We start from the raw sequence: 17,845 nt of genomic DNA on the forward strand, positions 1-17,845 counted from the left end.
TGACGCTGCAACAACTGCCGGCACCGCCGTATCCCTGGCGTTTATCGACAGACAATTGCCCCGGAGTTTGGTATGATCACGCCCGTCGAAATCGGATGCTCAAGCAGGAGTAACCGCTATGCAGTGGGGCAGTTCAACCTTTGTGTTGGCGGTCGTGTTTTTCTCGACCCACGCTTTCGCCGACCCTGTTCAGAAATCAGAAGACATCGTGAAGTTTTTTGCCGGGGCGGCCGACCTCGGCAAGTCGCGAGGGATTTGTGTCGGCACCGAGGAGGAGTGCAAAAGCAAGAGCAAGGCGAAGGACGCGCCGGGAGAAAAATCCAGCCTCGATATGCTGATCAATTTCGGGTTGGATTCGGCCGAACTCGACACCACTGCGCGCGCTGAACTCGGCGAGTTCGCCAAGGCGCTGAAGGACAGCCGGCTGAGCACGTTCAACTTCGTCGTCGAAGGTTTCACCGACGCCACCGGCACGGTGCACTACAATGAAGGCCTGTCGCAACGGCGGGCGCAATCGGTTGCAGCCTTCCTGACGGCCAGCGGTGTCGAGCCTGCCCGTATCAACGCGATCGGCATGGGCGAAAAGAATCCGCGCAGCCCCAACCCGTACGATCCGGTCAACCGCCGCGTGGAAATGCGGATAAAGACGCAATAGCGCGCAGCTGTCACTACTTGAGCACGCCGCCCACGGCCACACCGGCGCCGAAGATCAGTGCTTTGGCGAGGAAGTCGTTATTGTATCGGCGTGGCGGAGGATCATCCTGCCGCACTAGGATCTCGCGGTTGCGCCACTTCTGAACGGCCTGCTGTTGTTTGCGGGGGTTCCGTGCCACCGGTCTCTGCGTGCGGACCTTCTGTACCACTTGCTTTTTCGGCTGCGTCGCACGGGCCTGATCGGCAGCATATCTGGCGCGCACGGCTTCCATCATCGGATCTGTCTGGATCACGAGGAATGCAAGCTGCTCGCGTGTCAGATAGCTGGTCTGCGGCAGGCCGTTCTTCGCTTGCCAGATGCCGATCGCCTTACGGGTCTGTGAGCCCATGTTTCCGTCGACGCGGCCAAGCTCGTTGCCCAATGCTTCGATGCGCAATTGCAGGTCGATGCGACCCTGGCGGTCGAGGCCAATGGCACTTTCCGTCAACTCGGTGCCCGGTGTTTGCTTCACCTCGTCCGGGACGCCGACCGAGGTGCGCACTGCAGAGCCGGAACTGGCGTTCGCCTGGTCCGCATCAAGTGCCGCGACCTGCCGGTTTTGAGCTTTCGGGTCGTTCAATTCGTCGACGTTCAGCCGCGCCACAGTGGCGAAGCGACCGTTCGGAAACTGGTCGAGATAGGCTTGGTAGAACGGAATGGAATTGTGCTTCGAAGCCTCATCCCAAAGACGTTGCTCGACTTCCCACGAAGGCGGATCACTGGCAACGGGGGCAGGAAAGGATGTCGCTGTGGCGCTCGATGCGTCGGCCACGGGATTTGCAGCAGGCGCTGCTGCCGCGACTGGTCTTCCCAGGAAAACCTCGCGTCCCAACGATGCGTTGTGCCAGGGCCTCTGGCGACCTTGCGTGGTTTCGGTCACTTCGCCGCGCACGCGCGTCAGCGCGCTCTGGATTTCGACGCCGGGTTCGGTCAGGTGCCTGGCCAGCGCTGTTGAGTAAGGACTGTCGACCCCGTTGCCGTCGAAGGCGATGGCGCCGGGATCCGTTGCATAGGCAATCAGGAGGCCGCCGGTGCCGACGCCGTCCGATATTGCTTCGACCGGCGCCAGACCTGTGCCCAGCGAGGTGGAGCGGCTTTTCGGCAGCGAGGCCGCCAGCGTCCTTGCCAGCGGATTGTCGCGGCAGGCATCGAGAATGATGACGCCAATCGCCGGGTCGGGCGGCAGCGCAGCCATGAAGTCGTCGATCTGAATGGTACGGGTCTTGAGATAGGCCGGCGACGTCAATTCGGCGTCGACCGGTATCAGGTAGTTCTTGCCGTCGACCTGCATGCCATGACCGGCATAGAAAATGACCGCGACGTCCGCGTCGTAGGCTTGCTCGGTAAACCGGCTGATGAGGCTGTGCATGCCTGCATTGTCCTGGTCGACCCCTTCGATCACCTCGAAGCCGGCATTGCGCAGCGTCGATGCGATGAGGTGGGCATCGTTGGCGGGGTTGGGCAAGGTAACCGCATGGACATAGTTGCTGTTGCCGATCACCAGCGCGACGCGCTTGGCGTCAGGCGCGGCAGCGTGGGCGCCGAGAGCGGCAAGGAAAACCAGGATAATCCCGCTCAGAAAGACCGTGAACGCTTTCATGGACCAGCCCTCTACCCATCAGGGTGCACTGTTGATGTCTACGCATGCTTGATTTCGTCGGCGACTGGGTCGCTTGTGCCAAAATGGCTCCTGAGCGTATGTGGTCTTGACCACAGTTTTGGTTCACAAAGGGCCTGAAAAAAGGTGCCTCGTGGCGCCCATGGTCTGAGCGACCATGCCGTGAAGGCAGGTTCAAAGCGTATTCTGAATCGAGCCTATGACGGCCGTGACGGCTTGCTTGTATTTTTCGAACTCCGGTGATGTCTGGCGGATCTCCGTCGTGCTGGTTGTCTGCTGGCCGGCGTCGGTCGCGACGCGAGCAACCTTCTGGCCCATCTTTCTTTCTGCCCAATCCACGACATAGCCGGCCGTCTTGCCCGTGAGAAAGGGGTTGGCTTGAATGACGGCGGACCCGAGCACGGCACTCAATTGCGCCGAACCCGACGCCGACAGCACCTGATGCGCGCCTTCCATGCCCAGGAAATGGCAGAGATAGAGCCGGCCGGCTGTGATTTGATGGCCGCGTGCCCGAAGATAGGCTTCGCCTTCCCGCGCCAGATTTCGCACCATCTCGCGCGAGATCGTGGCGTCGTAGCGCAGAGCGAGCAGGTCGGCCGTCGACAGCGTTCGTGCAAGTTCGGGGCGATAGGTGTTCATCATCCGGATCCAGGTCTTTGTGATGAACTGGCCAGCGCCGGTTGCTGATGAATTTGGGTTCTTGGCACGGGCGCTGCCACCACTTTCGACATGAACGATACGCTCGGTCAGCGTTTCGACGGCAACATCGCCGGAATTGCCGGAATTGCCAGTATCATAGGTGGCGACCGCGGCGGTCACCGTGCCCAGCGGATCGATCGCCTCGCCATTCTGATAGAGTTCGAAATGCAGATGCGGTCCGGTCGACAGGCCGGTGGTGCCGATGTAGCCAATGATGTCACCGGCCTTCACCTTTGTGCCGACCCCGCTTGCGATTGCGAATTTCTGCATATGTGCGTAGCGCGTCTCGCGTCCGTTGGGATGTGCAATCTTCACCAGGTTGCCGTAACTGCCGCCGTCGCCCTGGAAGGTGATCTCGCCGTCGAAGGCGGCTGCGATCGGCGTACCCACGGGGGCTGCCCAATCGACGCCCTTGTGGATGCGAACCACGCCCAGAATTGGGTGCTTGCGTGGGCCGAAGGTGGACGTCATGACCCCGTTGACCGGCGTGACCATGCCGTTGGTGACCGTCAGCGAACGAACCTGGTCATCGCCGGTAACGCACGCAAACTGACCGTCGCTCTGCTGGAAGACGAAGCATTCGAGGCTCTTTTCAGTACCCTGTACACCGACATACAGCACGCGTCCGTCGGTCTCGCTCTTGCCGCGCGGCGTTTGCGAATAGATCAGGACAAGGCGCTGGTCCTCGCTGGCGAAGGCGTCCAGATCCTGTCCTCTCGACAGGTACATGATCGCTTCGCCGATCACGCCTGTCGGAACTTTGTTGCGCGCCGCCGTCGAATAGATTGCGTCGAGCAGGCGATACTGCCGCTTGTGCGTGCCTTCCTCCGGTGCGCCCGAATAGTTGAACAGATCTTCGCGGACCCAGGGATCGACACCCGATACGAATGCGCCCGCGGCGTTGCGCGTCAGCGTGCCGACAAAGACGTTCTTAGCGTAGATCGACACCTGCATGAGCGACATTGTCGTCGTCTCGCGCGTCGGCCTGAAACCGCGCATGGCCACGACATAACCGGGTTCCAGGCCTTCCCGGTTGAAAAGCGCCTTCAGGGCTTCGCCCGCCAGCTTGGCGTCCTCGGCGGAGAAATGGGCATCGAGTGCAACACTGTCCAAACTGCGGTCATTGAGGATTTTCACGAACGTGTCTTCGGTCGCCTCGAACCGCTGATACTCATTCGTGACGGTTGCGACACTCGTGTTGTTCTCGATCTGCGTCTTCTGGAATGCGGGGAGGGCTGCCTCGCCTGCATCGATTGTTTCACCCCAGCCGGCTTCGGGATCGTCGGTGCCCATCTGCTGTCCCGCGGCAGCCGGAGCCTCGTTGGCGGCAGGCGACGGCTGAAGATCGTTCTGCAGATCCCCCGCCGGTGGCTGAAGATCGTCCTGCAGATCGTTGGACGGTGGCGGGGCGGTCTGCCGTTGCGCCTGGAAGAATGCGAAGTCCTCCTGCGTCGACGGTATCGTCGTCATGAATTTTTCGCTGGCGCTGAGCATCACATCCGACAGGATTTCGATCTGCGCAGAAACCCCGGCCTGGTCGAGATCCGTCGGCCTTGCGATCGAATGGCCCTTCGACGTGGCGGCGTCGGGGGCAAGGGTAATCCACATCGGGTCCCCGGCAAGGTCGATGATGGCAGGCACATAGACCGATGCATCGGCCGGCACGTCGTCCACCCCTTCGACCGCGTGAAGTTCTTCGTCTTCGTCGCCGAACGACCAATAGTCCGCCGTGAGGTAGAAGCCCACGGCGATCGACGCCATGACAATCGCAGCAAGACCGGCAAGCAGCCGGCGCCAGAGCTTGCGTCTGCGAAGCGCAAGGCGCGCCTCCTTCTTCTGCCTGAAGCTCGTGTCGATACTGTGCGTCACGGGCGACTTCCGGTCAGGAAGAACGTCCATCGCACCTGTTCAAGCGTATCGACTTCGAGAAATTGCGCCGCAATATGGCCGCGCTGCCAGCATTCGTCGATGCCGCGGATCGAGAAACGTCGTCGCTCGATACACATCTCCGTCGATCCGGTGAGGATCGCATGGCCAAACACGTCCGTGGCATAGATGTAGATGTAGCGATTCGTCAGCTCCTCGCGGATGACGTTCACGCATTGATTTGCGCCGATGGTCCACCAGCCATCGGTCTGGTCAGCATTGTCGATCTTCTGGCCGACCGCGAGATTGACGACGTCGAGTGTCTGATTGCAGACCGTGAACTCGGCGCGCGCTTCGCCGGATGACAGCACGGCCAGCAAAGCGGCACCCGAGATCACCGCGAGCTTCATGCGCCCCGTCAGGGCAAGCACGGCTCGAACCGGATCACGCTGCTTTATGGGCAGGTCGTCGGACGAGTGGGGCAAACACGAGCAGCTTTCCATCGGGCGCCCATGCTATCCGCCGAGCCGGAAATACTTGGCAGTGGCTGAAAACTGAGATCCGTCGGTCTCGATTTCCTCGAGAATCTTGGGCAGCAGCACCGAGGCTGGCGTCGGCGTGGAGAACGCAGCCGCCTGAATATCCTGGGGCCCCGTGATCACCATTATGATCTGCGGCACAGCCTTTCCGGCGGCCTTGTCAGCGGCGCCGAGGCCAATCGGGATGCTGAAGGTAGCCTTGTCCGATTGTGCGACGATGCGGTCGTCGAGATTGAACACCATGCCTTTGTGATCGATCAGCAGCACGCTGGAAATGAGCCCGCCACGCGTCACCAGCGTGCCGCTGATCGGCGTACCGTTCGGCACCGATGTCCGGTCGAGAACAAGCTGCGGTTTGTCGGCCGCAGTCTGCTCCAGGAAGCGCAGAAAATTGGTGACTTCGCATTGGCTCGGCTCAATGAGGCGGACGCTGATGTCCGGCTCGACATGGAATTTTGCCTGGAAATCGCCCAGCATCCGTTCGAATGGCTGAACCGCCATTCCAAATCCTTCGATCGCGGCGGCCGTGTCGGTTGACGAATTCACGGTCGCATAGAAACAGTCGCCGCCGCCGAAGTCGCGAACCCAGGAGATTCGTTGCGCGATGTCGTCGACGGCCGGGGGAACCGCTGGTTTGGGCACGTTCAACGCGACGACAGGTTGGTCCGGCTGTTTGGTTGCCGGTGGCACGGTCTTTTGGCTCTCGGCGTTCGCGACATCCGTCTGGCTTGCAGTGGGTTTGGGCGCCGGCGCGGCCACCTTGGGCGCTGCCGGCTGGCTGATCTGCGGTTCGGGCTTTGGGCTCTCCACAACCGCTGGCTCGGCCGGCAGTGTCTTTTCGGACGGCTGCGCGTCCGTTGCCGATGACTTCGGAGGTTCCTCGGTTTGCGCGGCGGGCTTGGCCGGCTCCGGCGTTTGCACTGCCTTGGCATCAGCCTGGCTTGCAGCCGGCGGCGGGCTCGCCTCTGTTTGCGGTTGCGCTTCCATTGCCGGCGGCTTCGCGGGTTCCTCGGTCTGCGAAGGGACTTCGGCGGGCTTGGCCGGCTGCGGCTTTTGAGCCGCCTTGGCATCTGGCTGGTTTTCAACCGGCGGTACGCTGGCCTCTGTTTTCGTCTGCGCAGGCGGAACTGGCTTTGCCGGTTCGGGGGCGTTCGCGACTTTGTCCGTCGAGGTCGGCTTTGACGTTTCCGGTGCAGGCTTTGATGGTTCGGGCGCGGAAAGCGATGTCTTGCCGGCAGTCGGCGTCGCCGGCGTCATGAAGCCGCTCAGATACAGGCCCGCGCCTGAGGCGACAGCCAGTGTCGCCAAGGCAGCGATCGCGATATTTCGGGTCTTTGTGGATTTCTTGGGTATATCCGCCGTGACCGCGCGTGGAGGGCCGGCGACCGGCGAAGGCTGCGGTTCGGACAAATGCGCGGGCCGGACATGCGGGACGAAGCGCTGCTCGCCCGGGCCCGTTGCCGTCGGCGCGTTGTGTCCAGAGACATTGGATGGCTGGGGCTGGCCCTTGGGATCAAGGGTTTGCCCGGCTGGTGGCAAAGCCGGCCGGTTGCGGGGTGTGATGGACGTCGGCGGCGTTGTTCCTTCGTCTTCGCCACGCGTCATCCTGGCGATATCAGCCATGCTGACCGGGCGGTCTTGCGGATCCGGTTGCAGCATGGCTTCAACGATGTCACGAAAATCGTCGTCGATGTCGGAGAGATCAGGCACGGCCCGGCGCTTTTCGATGATCTCGAACTGCGATCCGCTCATGTCGATCGGTTTCCCGCGCAGAGCGGCAGCCAGCACCAGGCCAAGGCTGTAGATGTCGGATTGTTCACTGACGTCGCCGCTATACAGCCCGAGCTGTTCGGGCGAAACGTAGTTGTACTTTCCCGCGAACTTCCCGCCGATCAGCGTCTCCCCGCCTACGGTCGCTGATCGCGCGATACCGAAATCGATGATCTTCGCGCGGTCGACCCGGCCCCCCGGCAGGATGATGTTGTCCGGCGAGAGGTCGCGATGGATTGCTCCCGCTTGATGCACGGCGCTCAGGCCGGATGCGAGGCGATGGCAGAGCTTGCGCACCTCTTCCGTCGGCATCGGGCCACGTCGCATGATGTCGTACAGCGACTCGCCGTCGACGAATTCCATGGCAAGGTAGGGACGGCCGATCCCGGGATCGATGGTGAAGACGTGGTATCGCACAACCGCGTCATGCGACAAATGGTTGAGGATCGAGGCCTCCTTGCGGAACAAGGACAGGATCGTCTGGTCACGGGCAAATTCGGGCAGGACGATCTTGATCGCGACGTGGTCTCCGGTCTGGATGTTGTGGCCGCGGTAGACCTCGCCCATGCCGCCGAATGCGATCCGCTCGTCAAGTTCATAGATGCCGCTGAGCTGCGTGCCTACGGCGGTATTGGCCACCTGCGGCGATATTCGCGTCTTGTCGTCGGCGCTCATCGGCCTTCGCCCTCCGCTCCGGACCAATCAGGGTGGAGCGATTGTCCGTTGCGCCCTTTTTTGATCTTCACCAGCACGATGGTGACATTGTCCGTTCCGCCCCGCGTCAGCACGGTTTCCAGCAGATTTTCGCACGCCGCCTGAGGTGTCGCCGACACGACGGCGGCCTCGATCTCCGCGTCGGTGACATGCGCCGTCAGCCCATCGGTGCTCAACACAAAAATGTCCCCTGGCATCAGTTCGCCTTGCTGGAAATCGATGACGAATTCGTCGCTGACGCCGACCGCATGCGTGATGACATTGCGGCGTGGCCAGGTGAGCGCCTCGGCTGCACTGATCATGCCTCGATCGAGGAGTTCCTGCACTTCGGTGTGGTCTTTCGAAATCTGCGAGATCGAAGCGTTGCGGATCAGATAGATCCGGCTGTCGCCCGCCCAAAGGCAGGCAAACCGTCCGTCCATCGCCAACAGGGCGGCGACCGTGGAACCGATGGTTATGCCGCGAGATTCCGATATGCCGCGGATCTCGGCATTGGCCCGGCTCAGCCTGTCCTCGAAGCGCGCCCGCAGATCCGGCGCAGAGCTTGCGATGCCGATCGTGGCCAGATGGTCGACAATGCTGGCTGAGGCGACCTCTCCGGCCTCATGTCCGCCCATTCCGTCGGCCACCGCCCAAAGGCCGGTTCGTGGCTCGAGCAGATAGCTGTCTTCATTGTGCTCGCGCACACAGCCCTTGTGGCTCACGCCGAAACTTTCAAAGGGAAGGGCGACATCGTTCAATTTGCCACCAAGCGCTTCTCAAGCGCCCTCCACGGCGCACCGCCAGGCGCCCGTTCGAGCCACTTTGCCACAGGCTCGAACATTAGAGTATCGAAATTAAGGTCTGGGCGCCCGAGGCCCATGCTGGATGTCAACGCATTGAAAAGCGCGAAGCCCATCTCAAAACGCCTTCGGACAGCTGAAGCCGGAAAGTGCGGGAAGCAAGAAGGGGGTGGGGCCGGAACCAGTCTGGATCGTATAGGTGACGTCGCGGCCGCCGATCACGAAGCGCGCTTCGACATTGCTGTCGTTGCCGGTGACGGTCGCCTTGTCCAGCAGCCGCTTCAGCGCCCAGGGCCCCTCGAACTTGATGGCGGATTCGCGGCCCGGCATTTCCGGCGTCAGGCTCAGGCTGGCGGACCCGGAGGCCGTGCCGTTCGGCCAGGTCACGGTGCTTGGCGCGTTGCCCGCCTGGTTGCTCTGGACCGTCTGGCCGTCGACATCGAGCACCGCCGCATCGGCATCGCCATGCAGTGAGAACGGCGTGAAGGTCACGCTGACCGAGGGCACCGAGCCGCCCTGGGGAAAAAAGGCACTGCGGATTTCGGCCGCCAGCTGGAAGTTTTTCAGCGTCGACTTCGACAGGTCTCGCCCGAAGCGCGCATCCTGTTTCCAGCTCCAGTCCTGACCGGTCATGTCGATCAGCGATGCGAGGTTCTGCGCGAAGAACCGGTCCATAAGTCCGCCCGGAGCGAACAATTTGGCGAAATCCGCCATCGCAATGTCCTCGGTGCCGTTGCCGGAGAAAGGATAACGGCCATTGACCGCCGCCTCGCAGGGCTGTGTGACCGTCTGGTCGAGCATCTGGTTCAAATTTGCCACCGAGGTCTCGGTGACGTTGCCTTCAAACTCGTCCGCCGTCGCATTGACCATCCGGCCGAGTTGCTTGGGCAGTCGCGAGACATTGGCGCGAAGGGTGGCGATCTGGAGCTGCAGGTTTGCGTTGACGCGTTCAGTCTGGGAGGGAACGTCGGTCGCCAGTTGCAGGCTCTGGTAGATATCGCGGAAATTCTGGGTCAAGGCATCGATCGGGCGGTGTCCGGCAGGACCGCTCACCAGGGCTTGGAACGACCTGAATTGTGCTTCGATATTGGCGCCTGGATTCTGGTTTTCCGCGTTTGCGGATCCTGTGCCGGCACGGCTTTGCGATTTTCCGGTGGCGATTTGGATGCCGATGCGAGCCAGGCCCTTGGCCATGTTCGCTGCGTCCTGTGGCTGGCCTTGAACCGTGCCGCCTTCAACCCCGGTGCCTTTGCCTTTGCCGGAAGCAGCGTCCCGCGTCAGAGCTGTTTCGTCGGCGATCGCCGTAAACAGCTGTTCGATCGGCGAGGTTGGCGAGGCGACGGCGGAAAGCGCGATATAGTGCGGCTTGTCCTTCAGCATCGCTTTGAACTTCACCCCGTCGAGAACGCTGTTCCAGGCCGTTGCGAACTCCTTCCCATAGCGATCGAGAAGTTCGGGGCCGAGCCTGGGCAACTCCTGGTCGATGCCGCCTTGCTCGCCGCCACCACCGAGGACCCACTGGTCGTCGACGAGCGTCTGGGCAATGCGCGAGAGTTGCCCGAGATAGAAGGTGTTGAAGCCGGCATAGGTATAGAGGCCGGGAACACGAAGGCCCGACAGATCGCCGCCATCGACACGCTCGAACAGCAGCTGCGCCTCCGGCCCGCCTTTCAGGGAAACAGAAAAATCATCCAGCGCTGCCGCGTACACCGCGGATTTGACCAATGCCGAGGCACGGTCGGCAAGGCTCATGCGCCCGAGCGAGCGTTGAGCGGCTTCGACGAGCGGCTGGTTGAGTTGGAAGACCGGATCGTAGGCATCATCCAATGCAAGCATGGCGCGCAGGTGCTTTTCGAGTTGCTCGCGTCCTTCGCGGTTGTTTTCGCCTGGATACCGGTTCTGTTCCCAATCCTGCTTCATCCAGGAAACGATCAACGCGTCGTCGACCTTCGGCGCCTTGCCGCCAAGCATCAGATAGATTTTCAACGGCTCGTAGAGCGCTGCGGGATCGGCCATCTTGGCCTGGATCGTCCGCTCGGCCTGGATCAGCAGGCGCGATCGCAACATTCGTTCAAGCGCTTGCCGGTAGGTGGTCTTGGATGCCGAAAGAAGTCTCTCCCGCTGGCTGAGGCCGAAAGTCTCGTCGATCGGTGTCGGCACGTCACTGGTTTCGTATCCAGCCGGCAGATTGCGCAACTGGTCGAGCGGGCCAATGACGTTTTCGAGGTCGACATCGGTGACCTCGGTGCTTTTGAGCAGCGCGTCCGCCGTCTGGCGATACTGGCTCATGGCCTGCGTGGTGGAGGCGATCAGCGACCTGTTGGCTGTAAAGCTCAGGGCCAGGGTGCCGAGGGCGGCCGCCGCGATCAGCGCGATGGCGCCAAGGCCGGCGAATCTGGCGATCGCCGCACGTCTTACGGCTGATTTGTCGTACGAAACCCATCCGGATTCGGCAAAAATGACGTCCGTCAGCAGATCGTGCAAAAAGAAGCTTTTGCCGGTTCCGGAAAGATGGGCGCGGGGGTTGCTGCCGAAATTGCGGCCGATCGCGCCCAACACCTGATCGATTGGCGTTCCCTCTTGCGTGCCCGAAGAGAAATAGAGTCCACGCAGGCTGACGTTCACCTGGCTACGGGTCGGATCGAACAGCCTGGCAATGAAATTCGTAATTCGCTCCTTCAACGCGCCAAACTGCGCTGGAAAGCCAAAGACGGATATGCGTGCGACCGGATCAGCCTCTTCCTGAAGGCGGTCAGGCATCTCCTCTGCCAGGCGTCTTGCCAGTGCATCGAATTCGGCCGGAGCTTCGGCGGCCATATTCTTGTTGCGATCCGTCGTCTGGAATGTCGCGCCCCAGACCTTGCGCCGGCGTGGCTCGTCGAAGTCGCTGAAGTAATCCATGAACCCGGAAACCAGGTCGGCCTTGGTGAACAGCAGATACACCGGAAACTGGATTTTCAGCGTCTCGTGGATTTCCCGCAGACGACTGCGTATCTCGACGACGTGAGAGTCAAGCTGCTGATCGTCGAGGCTGATGAGATCGGCAAGGCTGATGGCCAGGATAACGCCGTTTATCGGTTGCCGTGTGCGGGCTCTCTTGAGCAGCGACAAGAAGGCGAGCCAGCTCTTCCTGTCGCTCTCGGCATAGGAATCCTGCGTCGTGTAGCGTCCGGCGGTGTCGATCAGGACGGCCTGGTCGGTAAACCACCAGTCACAGGAGCGTGTTCCGCCAACGCCCGCGACTGGCTGGGCATCACCCGAACCGGCCAGCGGAAAATTCAGACCCGAATTGACCAGCGCCGTTGTCTTGCCGGCGCCGGGCGGGCCTATGACGACGTACCAGGGGATCTCATAGAGGAAATTGCGCTTGCCGCTCGACCGCTTGAGCGCCGCCACGGCCTCATTCATGCGGGCTTCGAGCACCCGCGAGTCGTCATCGCGGTCGTCATTGCGCGCGACCGCAGTTTCGAGCTCCTTTTGCGCTTTTCTCGCTTGCCAGAAACGCAGGCCGTAGAAAAGCGCGAGCGCTGCCACGATCACACCGATCATAGTGGCGCGCAGCCAGGCAGGCCCGAGAGGATGGGTATCGGCGAAGCGGATCAAGGGGCCGGCAAACCACACCGCCGCCGCGAGACCGGCCAGCGCGATCATGCTGAATATCCGCAACAGCCAACGCGTCATGGCTGCTTCCGGCTTGCCGTGCTCACAATGCTTCCTCCTTGGCGATCATCACATCGACACGGCGGTTCTTGGCGCGGCCTTCCGGCGTCGCATTGTCGGCGATGGGCTCGTCCTCGCCCTTGCCGTCGACCGTCAGTCGCGAAGGATCGCTGAACTTCGGTGCCATCATTGTTTCGACAGCCTTCGCCCTGGCGACGGAAAGATCGAAGTTGGACTTGAACGGGCTCGATTTTCGCGGCTTCACATTGTCCGTATGGCCGACGATCCTGATTGGTCCGCGCTCGGGTTCCAGGGCCGCGGCGATATCGGCGGCAATGGGCTGGAACTCCGGCTTCGCCTCGGCCCTGCCGGACTGGAACAGCAGGAGATTGTTGATTTCGACCACTATGAAGTCGCCCTTCGTGCCGATGGTCAGCCCGCCGCCTTCGATTTCCTTGGCCAGTGCCGAACGGATGCGATCGATCTGCGTGGTTGTGGCTGCGGGTGGGGAGACTTTCACCGGTTCGGCCAACGGGGCTACGCTGGCCCGTTCGATGGCGATCGGCGTCGATGGGGTGAGAGCCAGCAATTCACCGGCGGCGGCATCGCCTTCATTGGTGATGAAGACCCGCAGCGCGAAGAATGCAGCAGTCAGCAGCGCCGACGCAGCTGCCGCGACGACCCAGAGCGGCACGCGTGTCGACGATTGCGTCATGGTCGACGCCAAGCCCTGCCAGCGGGGCGAGATGTCGGCGTCTGCGCGTGCCCTGAAGTAGCGAAGCGTTTCGTAAACGTCGCGCCGAACGCGTTCGAGATTGCTGTCTTCGCCCGTCAGGCCCCGGTACTGGCCCTCGAACCCCAGCGACAGGCAGACATGCATCAGTTCGAGCAGATCGTAGTGTGCCTCGGGACTGGCCAGGATCTTGTTCAGCGCTTCGAAGAAGCCTGTGCCGCTGGGCTCGAGGTGAAAGAACTGCGACAGCATGCTGTGCTGCGCCCAAGCGTCTTTCTGTGGCCAAGGCAGGTTGCCGATGAGATCGTCGGCGGTTTCGCAGAGGACGAATTTCGCAATCCGCGCATCCTCTTCGGCAACACCTGATTTCTCCAGTGTCCTGTCGAATCTATCAATCGCCGCGGTGACGTGTTCGGCCAACGGCCCGGCTTGTCTCTCGATGGCGATAAGCCTGAGTTGGCCGAACAGCATCAGCAACGGTGCGGCCGCGGCAAGGATCGGGTTTGTTGCGGAATATCTGACACTGTCCGTGACGTTGAGCAGGGTCTCCTGCCGTAGAGCCGGCGCCGCCGCGGAAGCGACGCCTCCTGCCGCTCCGGAAGGAGCTCCTTGATAAATCACGGTCCCGGATGTCCAGCCCGGCGGTGTATGCCGGCCGACGCCGGGATCGAACACTGTCGAATCCTTGATCTGCGAGGCTTGCCCGCCATCCGCGACGGGCTCCTGAGGGACTGGCGCCAGTTTTCGCTCACGCCTTGGAGGGGCGCGAATGACGGTCTTGCCTGCCGGGCCGAAAGGATCGTCTTTCGAACTCATGGCCGATCGTCCGAGCAGGCTGTATGCCCGCGACTGGGCGACACAGGCGCAAAACGGTTTCTCGTCAGGTGAAGAAAATGCAACCCCTGCCGACCCTGGCAGTGTCCGGCGAAAGGTCGGCTATATCTTACTATCCCGCCGAAAGATGACATTTGCCGCAGACCCCCAGGTCGATCAGCCTTACCCGCTTAGCGAAGTGTCGTATGTGATCGTAATCTCAGAAACTCTCTATTGGAACCGGATGCCGCGCACCGAAGAGGTTTTCTTCGTCGACTTCAGCCTCGCATCCCCTTTGGGCCGGTCTATTTTTGCTTGTCGGCCTTGGCATAGGCTTCGCTGAAATAGGCCAGGAATATGTCCAGCATGCCGTTCTCATGGGCCTCCTCCATGGTTCGCCAGGTCGCGACAAAAGCGTCCCAGGCCTGGCTTTTCTTCGACGAGAACGACGTAGGGGGGAGTTTCCTTCCGATCGCCTCGGGCGACAGGTCATCAAGCAGCCGCGATAGCGCAGCCTGCATGGCGGCATAGGTGGCGAATTCGTGCGTCTTGAGATCGCGGAATGCATCTTCGATGCTGCGCCTGGCATCAAGATAGCCGACCCTGCGGCGGGCGAACATGATTTCGAGGATGTCGTCGGTTCCCGGGACGAACTTCAGGGGATTGTTGTCGGCGGCGCTGATCATCGTTCGTTGTGTGCTCTTGGCCAGCATTTTCGCGGCCGCGCGCGCTTTCAAAAGCATGGCCAGCTCCTCGACCACTGTCCGCAGGACCGTGCCGATTTCGGCGGCAACTTCATGCGGATCGCGCGATTGAAGCAATTCCGGCGAGATGCCGGCCGCGATCGCGATTTCCCGCAGGACTTCGTCTCTGGTCGAGGGCAGTGGCGCTTGCGACGAGAACGCCGGAGCCGGAACCCGCTGCCCGGACTGTTGCTCCGGTGGAGTGAAGAACGGCTCGGCGGCGAATTCCAGCGGCCGGCCTGTCGCGGCCGGCATTTCTCGTTGTGTCGAACTGTGGCTGGGATGACCTGTCGTGACGCGCTCGTCGTCGATCGATACGAAGATGACATAGCGGCCGATCAGCATCCGGTCGCCATGGCTCAGCCGATGCGGGCCGGTCATACGCTGGCTCGATCCGTTGATGTAGGTTCCGTTACGCGAGACATCGTGCAACCAGAACGCGCCTGCCTCGTATCGGACCTCGCAGTGCCGACCGGAGATGAACTTGTCCGGGTCCGGCAAGGTCCAGTCACAAGCCTCGCGTCCGATTTCGAAGCCGCGATCACGCGCCGCGTAGCCGGTCGGGATATCAGCGGGCAAGGAGTCGATACTGTTGATTTGCAGACTGATGTACATCCAGGATCGCCGTCGAACGCTGACCGATACTCCACATACTAGCAGTTTGCGCGCACAACAGGACAGTAGCGTTTCGAGCCGATGCATTGACAGGGCAGGGTTCAGTCGCCCCCCCCCCGTCCCTTTGGTCTGCTGGACAACATGTGGTAGGCTCAACATGGCCTTGTGCGGCGGATCGAAAAGTTTCTGAGCGTGATCTTGTTAATAGAGCGGGAACTTTAAATCCACCACGCTGGCGGCCGCGTCCAGGAGGGGCACGACCCATGCCGAACGAACGTGCCACGGTTGTGCAGACACCTGTTGGCGCCGAGCTGTTGACCTTCACGCATCTTGTCGGGCGCGATGAGATCAGCCGTTGTTTGGCCTATACGGTAGGGTTCGTCAGCCCCAGCCCCGATATCGATCCGCTGAAGATGCTGGGGGGTGTCGTTTCGGTCGAAGGTGAATCCGATCCGAAACGGTGGTTCAGCGGCCTCGTGTCCGAGTTTCGGCTGACCCGCATCGAAGACCGGCTGGCCTACTACGAAGCAGTCGTCAGGCCATGGCTCTGGTTCCTCGGCAACACCACCGATTGCCGTATTTTCCAGAACAAGAGCGTCGTCGACATCGTCAAGGACGTCTTCAAGAAATACAGCACGGCGGAATTCGATCTGCGTCTGCAGGGATCCTACCCTCCGCGCGAATACTGCGTGCAGTATGACGAGACCGACCTGGATTTCGTCCAGCGACTGCTCGAGCATGAAGGCATCCTGTATTTTTTCGAGCATGACGAGGGCAAACACACGCTTGTCCTGACCGATGCGATGAGCAAGCTGAAGCCAGCGCCGGGCTACGAGAAAGTGCCCTATCATTTTGAAGGGCAGGGCTCCCGGCGCGATGTCGAGTACATCACCGAATGGATACCGGGCAGTTCGGTGCGCCCGGGCGCCTATGCCCACACCGATTATGATTTCAAGAAGCCGGGCGCCGACCTTATGGCCAAGTCGGCCCAGCCGTTCAGTCACAAACTGGCCGCCGGCGAAAACTATCGCCAGCCCGGCGCGCATCTCGAAGTCGGCCGGGGCGACAACCTCGCTGCGATCCGGCGCGAGGAAATCCAGGCCGTCCACCAGCGCATCGCCGCGGTCGGCACTGTCCGCGGCCTTTCTTCGGGCTGCACGTTCAAGCTGGATGGCTTTCCGCGCGAGGACCAGAACCAGGAGTATCTGGTGGTCAGTGCCGAATACAGGCTGTTCGATCCGGGATACAGAAGCCATGCCGACGTCGACAGCGAGAACTTCAAGGTGATCCTCGGCGTAGCGCCGACCGCCTTGCCCTATCGTCCGCCGCGCATCACGCCCCGGCCGATCATGCGTGGGCCCCAGACGGCAACGGTTGTCGGCCCGTCGGGCCAGGAGATATTCACCGACAAATACGCCCGGGTGAAGGTGCAGTTCCACTGGGATCGCCTGGGCAAGAAGGACGAGAACAGCTCCTGTTTCGTGCGGGTCTCGCAGACTTGGGCCGGCAGCGGCTGGGGCTTTATCCAGATACCGCGCATTGGCCAGGAGGTGATCGTCGACTTCATTGAAGGCGACCCTGATCTGCCGATCATCACCGGCCGGGTCTACAATGCCTCGCAGATGCCGCCCTATGGGCTGCCGGCGAATGCCACGCAATCCGGCTGGAAGTCGAACTCCTCGCTCGGCGGCGGCGGCTACAACGAACTGATGTTCGAGGACAAGGCCGGCTCCGAACTGGTCAATTTCCAGGCGCAGAAGGATCACAACCTTCTGATCAAGCATGACCGAACCAAGCTGGTGCAGCACGATCAGTCGGACCGCATCGACCACGACGCCAAGCATTCCGTCGGCCACAACCTCGACGAGGACGTCGGCAACAACAAGACGGTCAAAGTCGGCGTCGACCAGACCACCAATATCGGCAGCAACGACACCGAGACGGTGGGCAAGAACCGGTCGCTGACGGTCATGGCCAACGAGACGATTCATGTCGTGTCGAACTCGACGGAGAATATCGACGCCAATCATTCGCAGACCGTGGGCCTGGTTCAGACAGTCACCGTTGGCGCGGCTCGCATCGACACCGTCGGTGCCGCGGAGACGAGGACCGTTGGAGCGATGCAGACCAACACCATCGGGGCGACGCGCTCGGTGAGCGTGGGCATCAGCCAGACGCACAGCATAGGGACGAGCGACACCTGGACCATCGGCGCCGATCAGAGCATCAGCATAGGCGCCGGGCAGACCGTCGCCATCGCCGCGTCGCAGGCGACCGATGTAGGCGCCTCACGCATAGCCAACATCAAATCCAACGACAGCACTGACGTCGGCGGCGGGCACATGCTCAAGATCGCCAAAGGCAGCAAGATCGACGTCGGCGAAAGCGGAGTCATCGACGTTGGCAAGAACTTCACGCTCGACGCTAAGGAGTCCATCACGCTGAAGTCCGGAAGCGCGCAGATCGTGATGAAGAAAGACGGCACGATCATCATCGAGGGCAAGGATATTACCGTGAAGGGCTCGGGCACGATCAATATCAAGGCGTCGAGCGATGTGATCATCAAAGGCTCGAAGATCAACGAGAATTGAGGGCGACG

General features: G+C 61.5%; 10 protein-coding genes. 2 read left to right on the forward strand and 8 right to left on the reverse strand.

Annotated elements, in window-relative coordinates; genetic code table 11:
• Positions 1–118 precede the first annotated feature (118 nt).
• A complete protein-coding gene (locus C8D77_RS09045) occupies positions 119–655 on the forward strand; it encodes an OmpA family protein (RefSeq protein ID WP_109661595.1) in 537 nt (178 codons plus the stop codon).
• Between the two features lie 13 nt (positions 656–668).
• Here C8D77_RS09045 and C8D77_RS09050 read toward each other — a convergent pair whose 3' ends face one another.
• From C8D77_RS09050 to tagH, 8 genes are all read right to left on the reverse strand, one after another.
• Entirely contained in the window at positions 669–2,294 is a 1,626-nt protein-coding gene (locus C8D77_RS09050) for a caspase family protein (protein WP_109661596.1), read from the reverse strand.
• Between the two features lie 192 nt (positions 2,295–2,486).
• Complete coding sequence (locus tag C8D77_RS09055) at positions 2,487–4,880, reverse strand: M23 family metallopeptidase (RefSeq protein WP_109663210.1); 2,394 nt, start codon at positions 4,878–4,880, stop codon at positions 2,487–2,489.
• Positions 4,877–5,287, reverse strand: a complete 411-nt coding sequence (locus C8D77_RS09060; RefSeq protein ID WP_164757591.1) for a DUF1036 domain-containing protein — start codon at positions 5,285–5,287, stop codon at positions 4,877–4,879. The genes C8D77_RS09055 and C8D77_RS09060 overlap by 4 nt, the downstream gene beginning before the upstream one ends.
• Before the next feature lie 105 nt (positions 5,288–5,392).
• A complete protein-coding gene (locus C8D77_RS09065) occupies positions 5,393–7,861 on the reverse strand; it encodes a serine/threonine-protein kinase (protein WP_109661597.1) in 2,469 nt (822 codons plus the stop codon).
• Positions 7,858–8,640 (reverse strand): PP2C family protein-serine/threonine phosphatase, encoded by a 783-nt coding sequence (locus tag C8D77_RS09070; RefSeq protein WP_109661598.1) that lies wholly within the window; start codon positions 8,638–8,640, stop codon positions 7,858–7,860. Before C8D77_RS09070 ends, C8D77_RS09065 begins: the two co-directional genes overlap by 4 nt.
• Positions 8,641–8,799: 159 nt before the next feature.
• Positions 8,800–12,363: a type VI secretion system membrane subunit TssM gene (gene tssM, locus C8D77_RS09075; protein WP_109661599.1), complete on the reverse strand. Its 3,564-nt coding sequence runs from the start codon at positions 12,361–12,363 to the stop codon at positions 8,800–8,802.
• 22 nt (positions 12,364–12,385) lie between these two features.
• On the reverse strand, positions 12,386–13,891 hold the full coding sequence (tssL, locus tag C8D77_RS09080) for a type VI secretion system protein TssL, long form (RefSeq protein ID WP_109661600.1): 1,506 nt from the start codon (positions 13,889–13,891) through the stop codon (positions 12,386–12,388).
• Positions 13,892–14,193: 302 nt separating this feature from the next.
• Positions 14,194–15,246, reverse strand: a complete 1,053-nt coding sequence (tagH, locus tag C8D77_RS09085) for a type VI secretion system-associated FHA domain protein TagH (protein ID WP_109661601.1) — start codon at positions 15,244–15,246, stop codon at positions 14,194–14,196.
• Positions 15,247–15,509: 263 nt separating this feature from the next.
• Between tagH and C8D77_RS09090 the strand changes: the two genes are divergently transcribed.
• Positions 15,510–17,837: a type VI secretion system Vgr family protein gene (locus tag C8D77_RS09090; RefSeq protein ID WP_109661602.1), complete on the forward strand. Its 2,328-nt coding sequence runs from the start codon at positions 15,510–15,512 to the stop codon at positions 17,835–17,837.
• Positions 17,838–17,845: the final 8 nt, after the last annotated feature.

The sequence above is a fragment of the Mesorhizobium loti genome, from assembly GCF_003148495.1.
In the GTDB taxonomy this organism is placed as follows: Bacteria; Pseudomonadota; Alphaproteobacteria; order Rhizobiales; family Rhizobiaceae; genus Mesorhizobium; species Mesorhizobium loti.

Excerpts from the sequence above, each read along its gene's own strand:
- tssM (WP_109661599.1), bottom strand. The coding sequence starts at position 12,363 with ATGACGCGTTGGCTGTTGCGGATATTCAGCATGATCGCGCTGGCCGGT.
- tssL (WP_109661600.1), bottom strand. The coding sequence starts at position 13,891 with ATGAGTTCGAAAGACGATCCTTTCGGCCCGGCAGGCAAGACCGTCATT.
- C8D77_RS09060 (WP_164757591.1), bottom strand. The coding sequence starts at position 5,287 with ATGAAGCTCGCGGTGATCTCGGGTGCCGCTTTGCTGGCCGTGCTGTCA.
- tagH (WP_109661601.1), bottom strand. The coding sequence starts at position 15,246 with ATGTACATCAGTCTGCAAATCAACAGTATCGACTCCTTGCCCGCTGAT.
- C8D77_RS09045 (WP_109661595.1), top strand. The coding sequence starts at position 119 with ATGCAGTGGGGCAGTTCAACCTTTGTGTTGGCGGTCGTGTTTTTCTCG.
- C8D77_RS09065 (WP_109661597.1), bottom strand. The coding sequence starts at position 7,861 with ATGAGCGCCGACGACAAGACGCGAATATCGCCGCAGGTGGCCAATACC.
- C8D77_RS09050 (WP_109661596.1), bottom strand. The coding sequence starts at position 2,294 with ATGAAAGCGTTCACGGTCTTTCTGAGCGGGATTATCCTGGTTTTCCTT.
- C8D77_RS09090 (WP_109661602.1), top strand. The coding sequence starts at position 15,510 with ATGCCGAACGAACGTGCCACGGTTGTGCAGACACCTGTTGGCGCCGAG.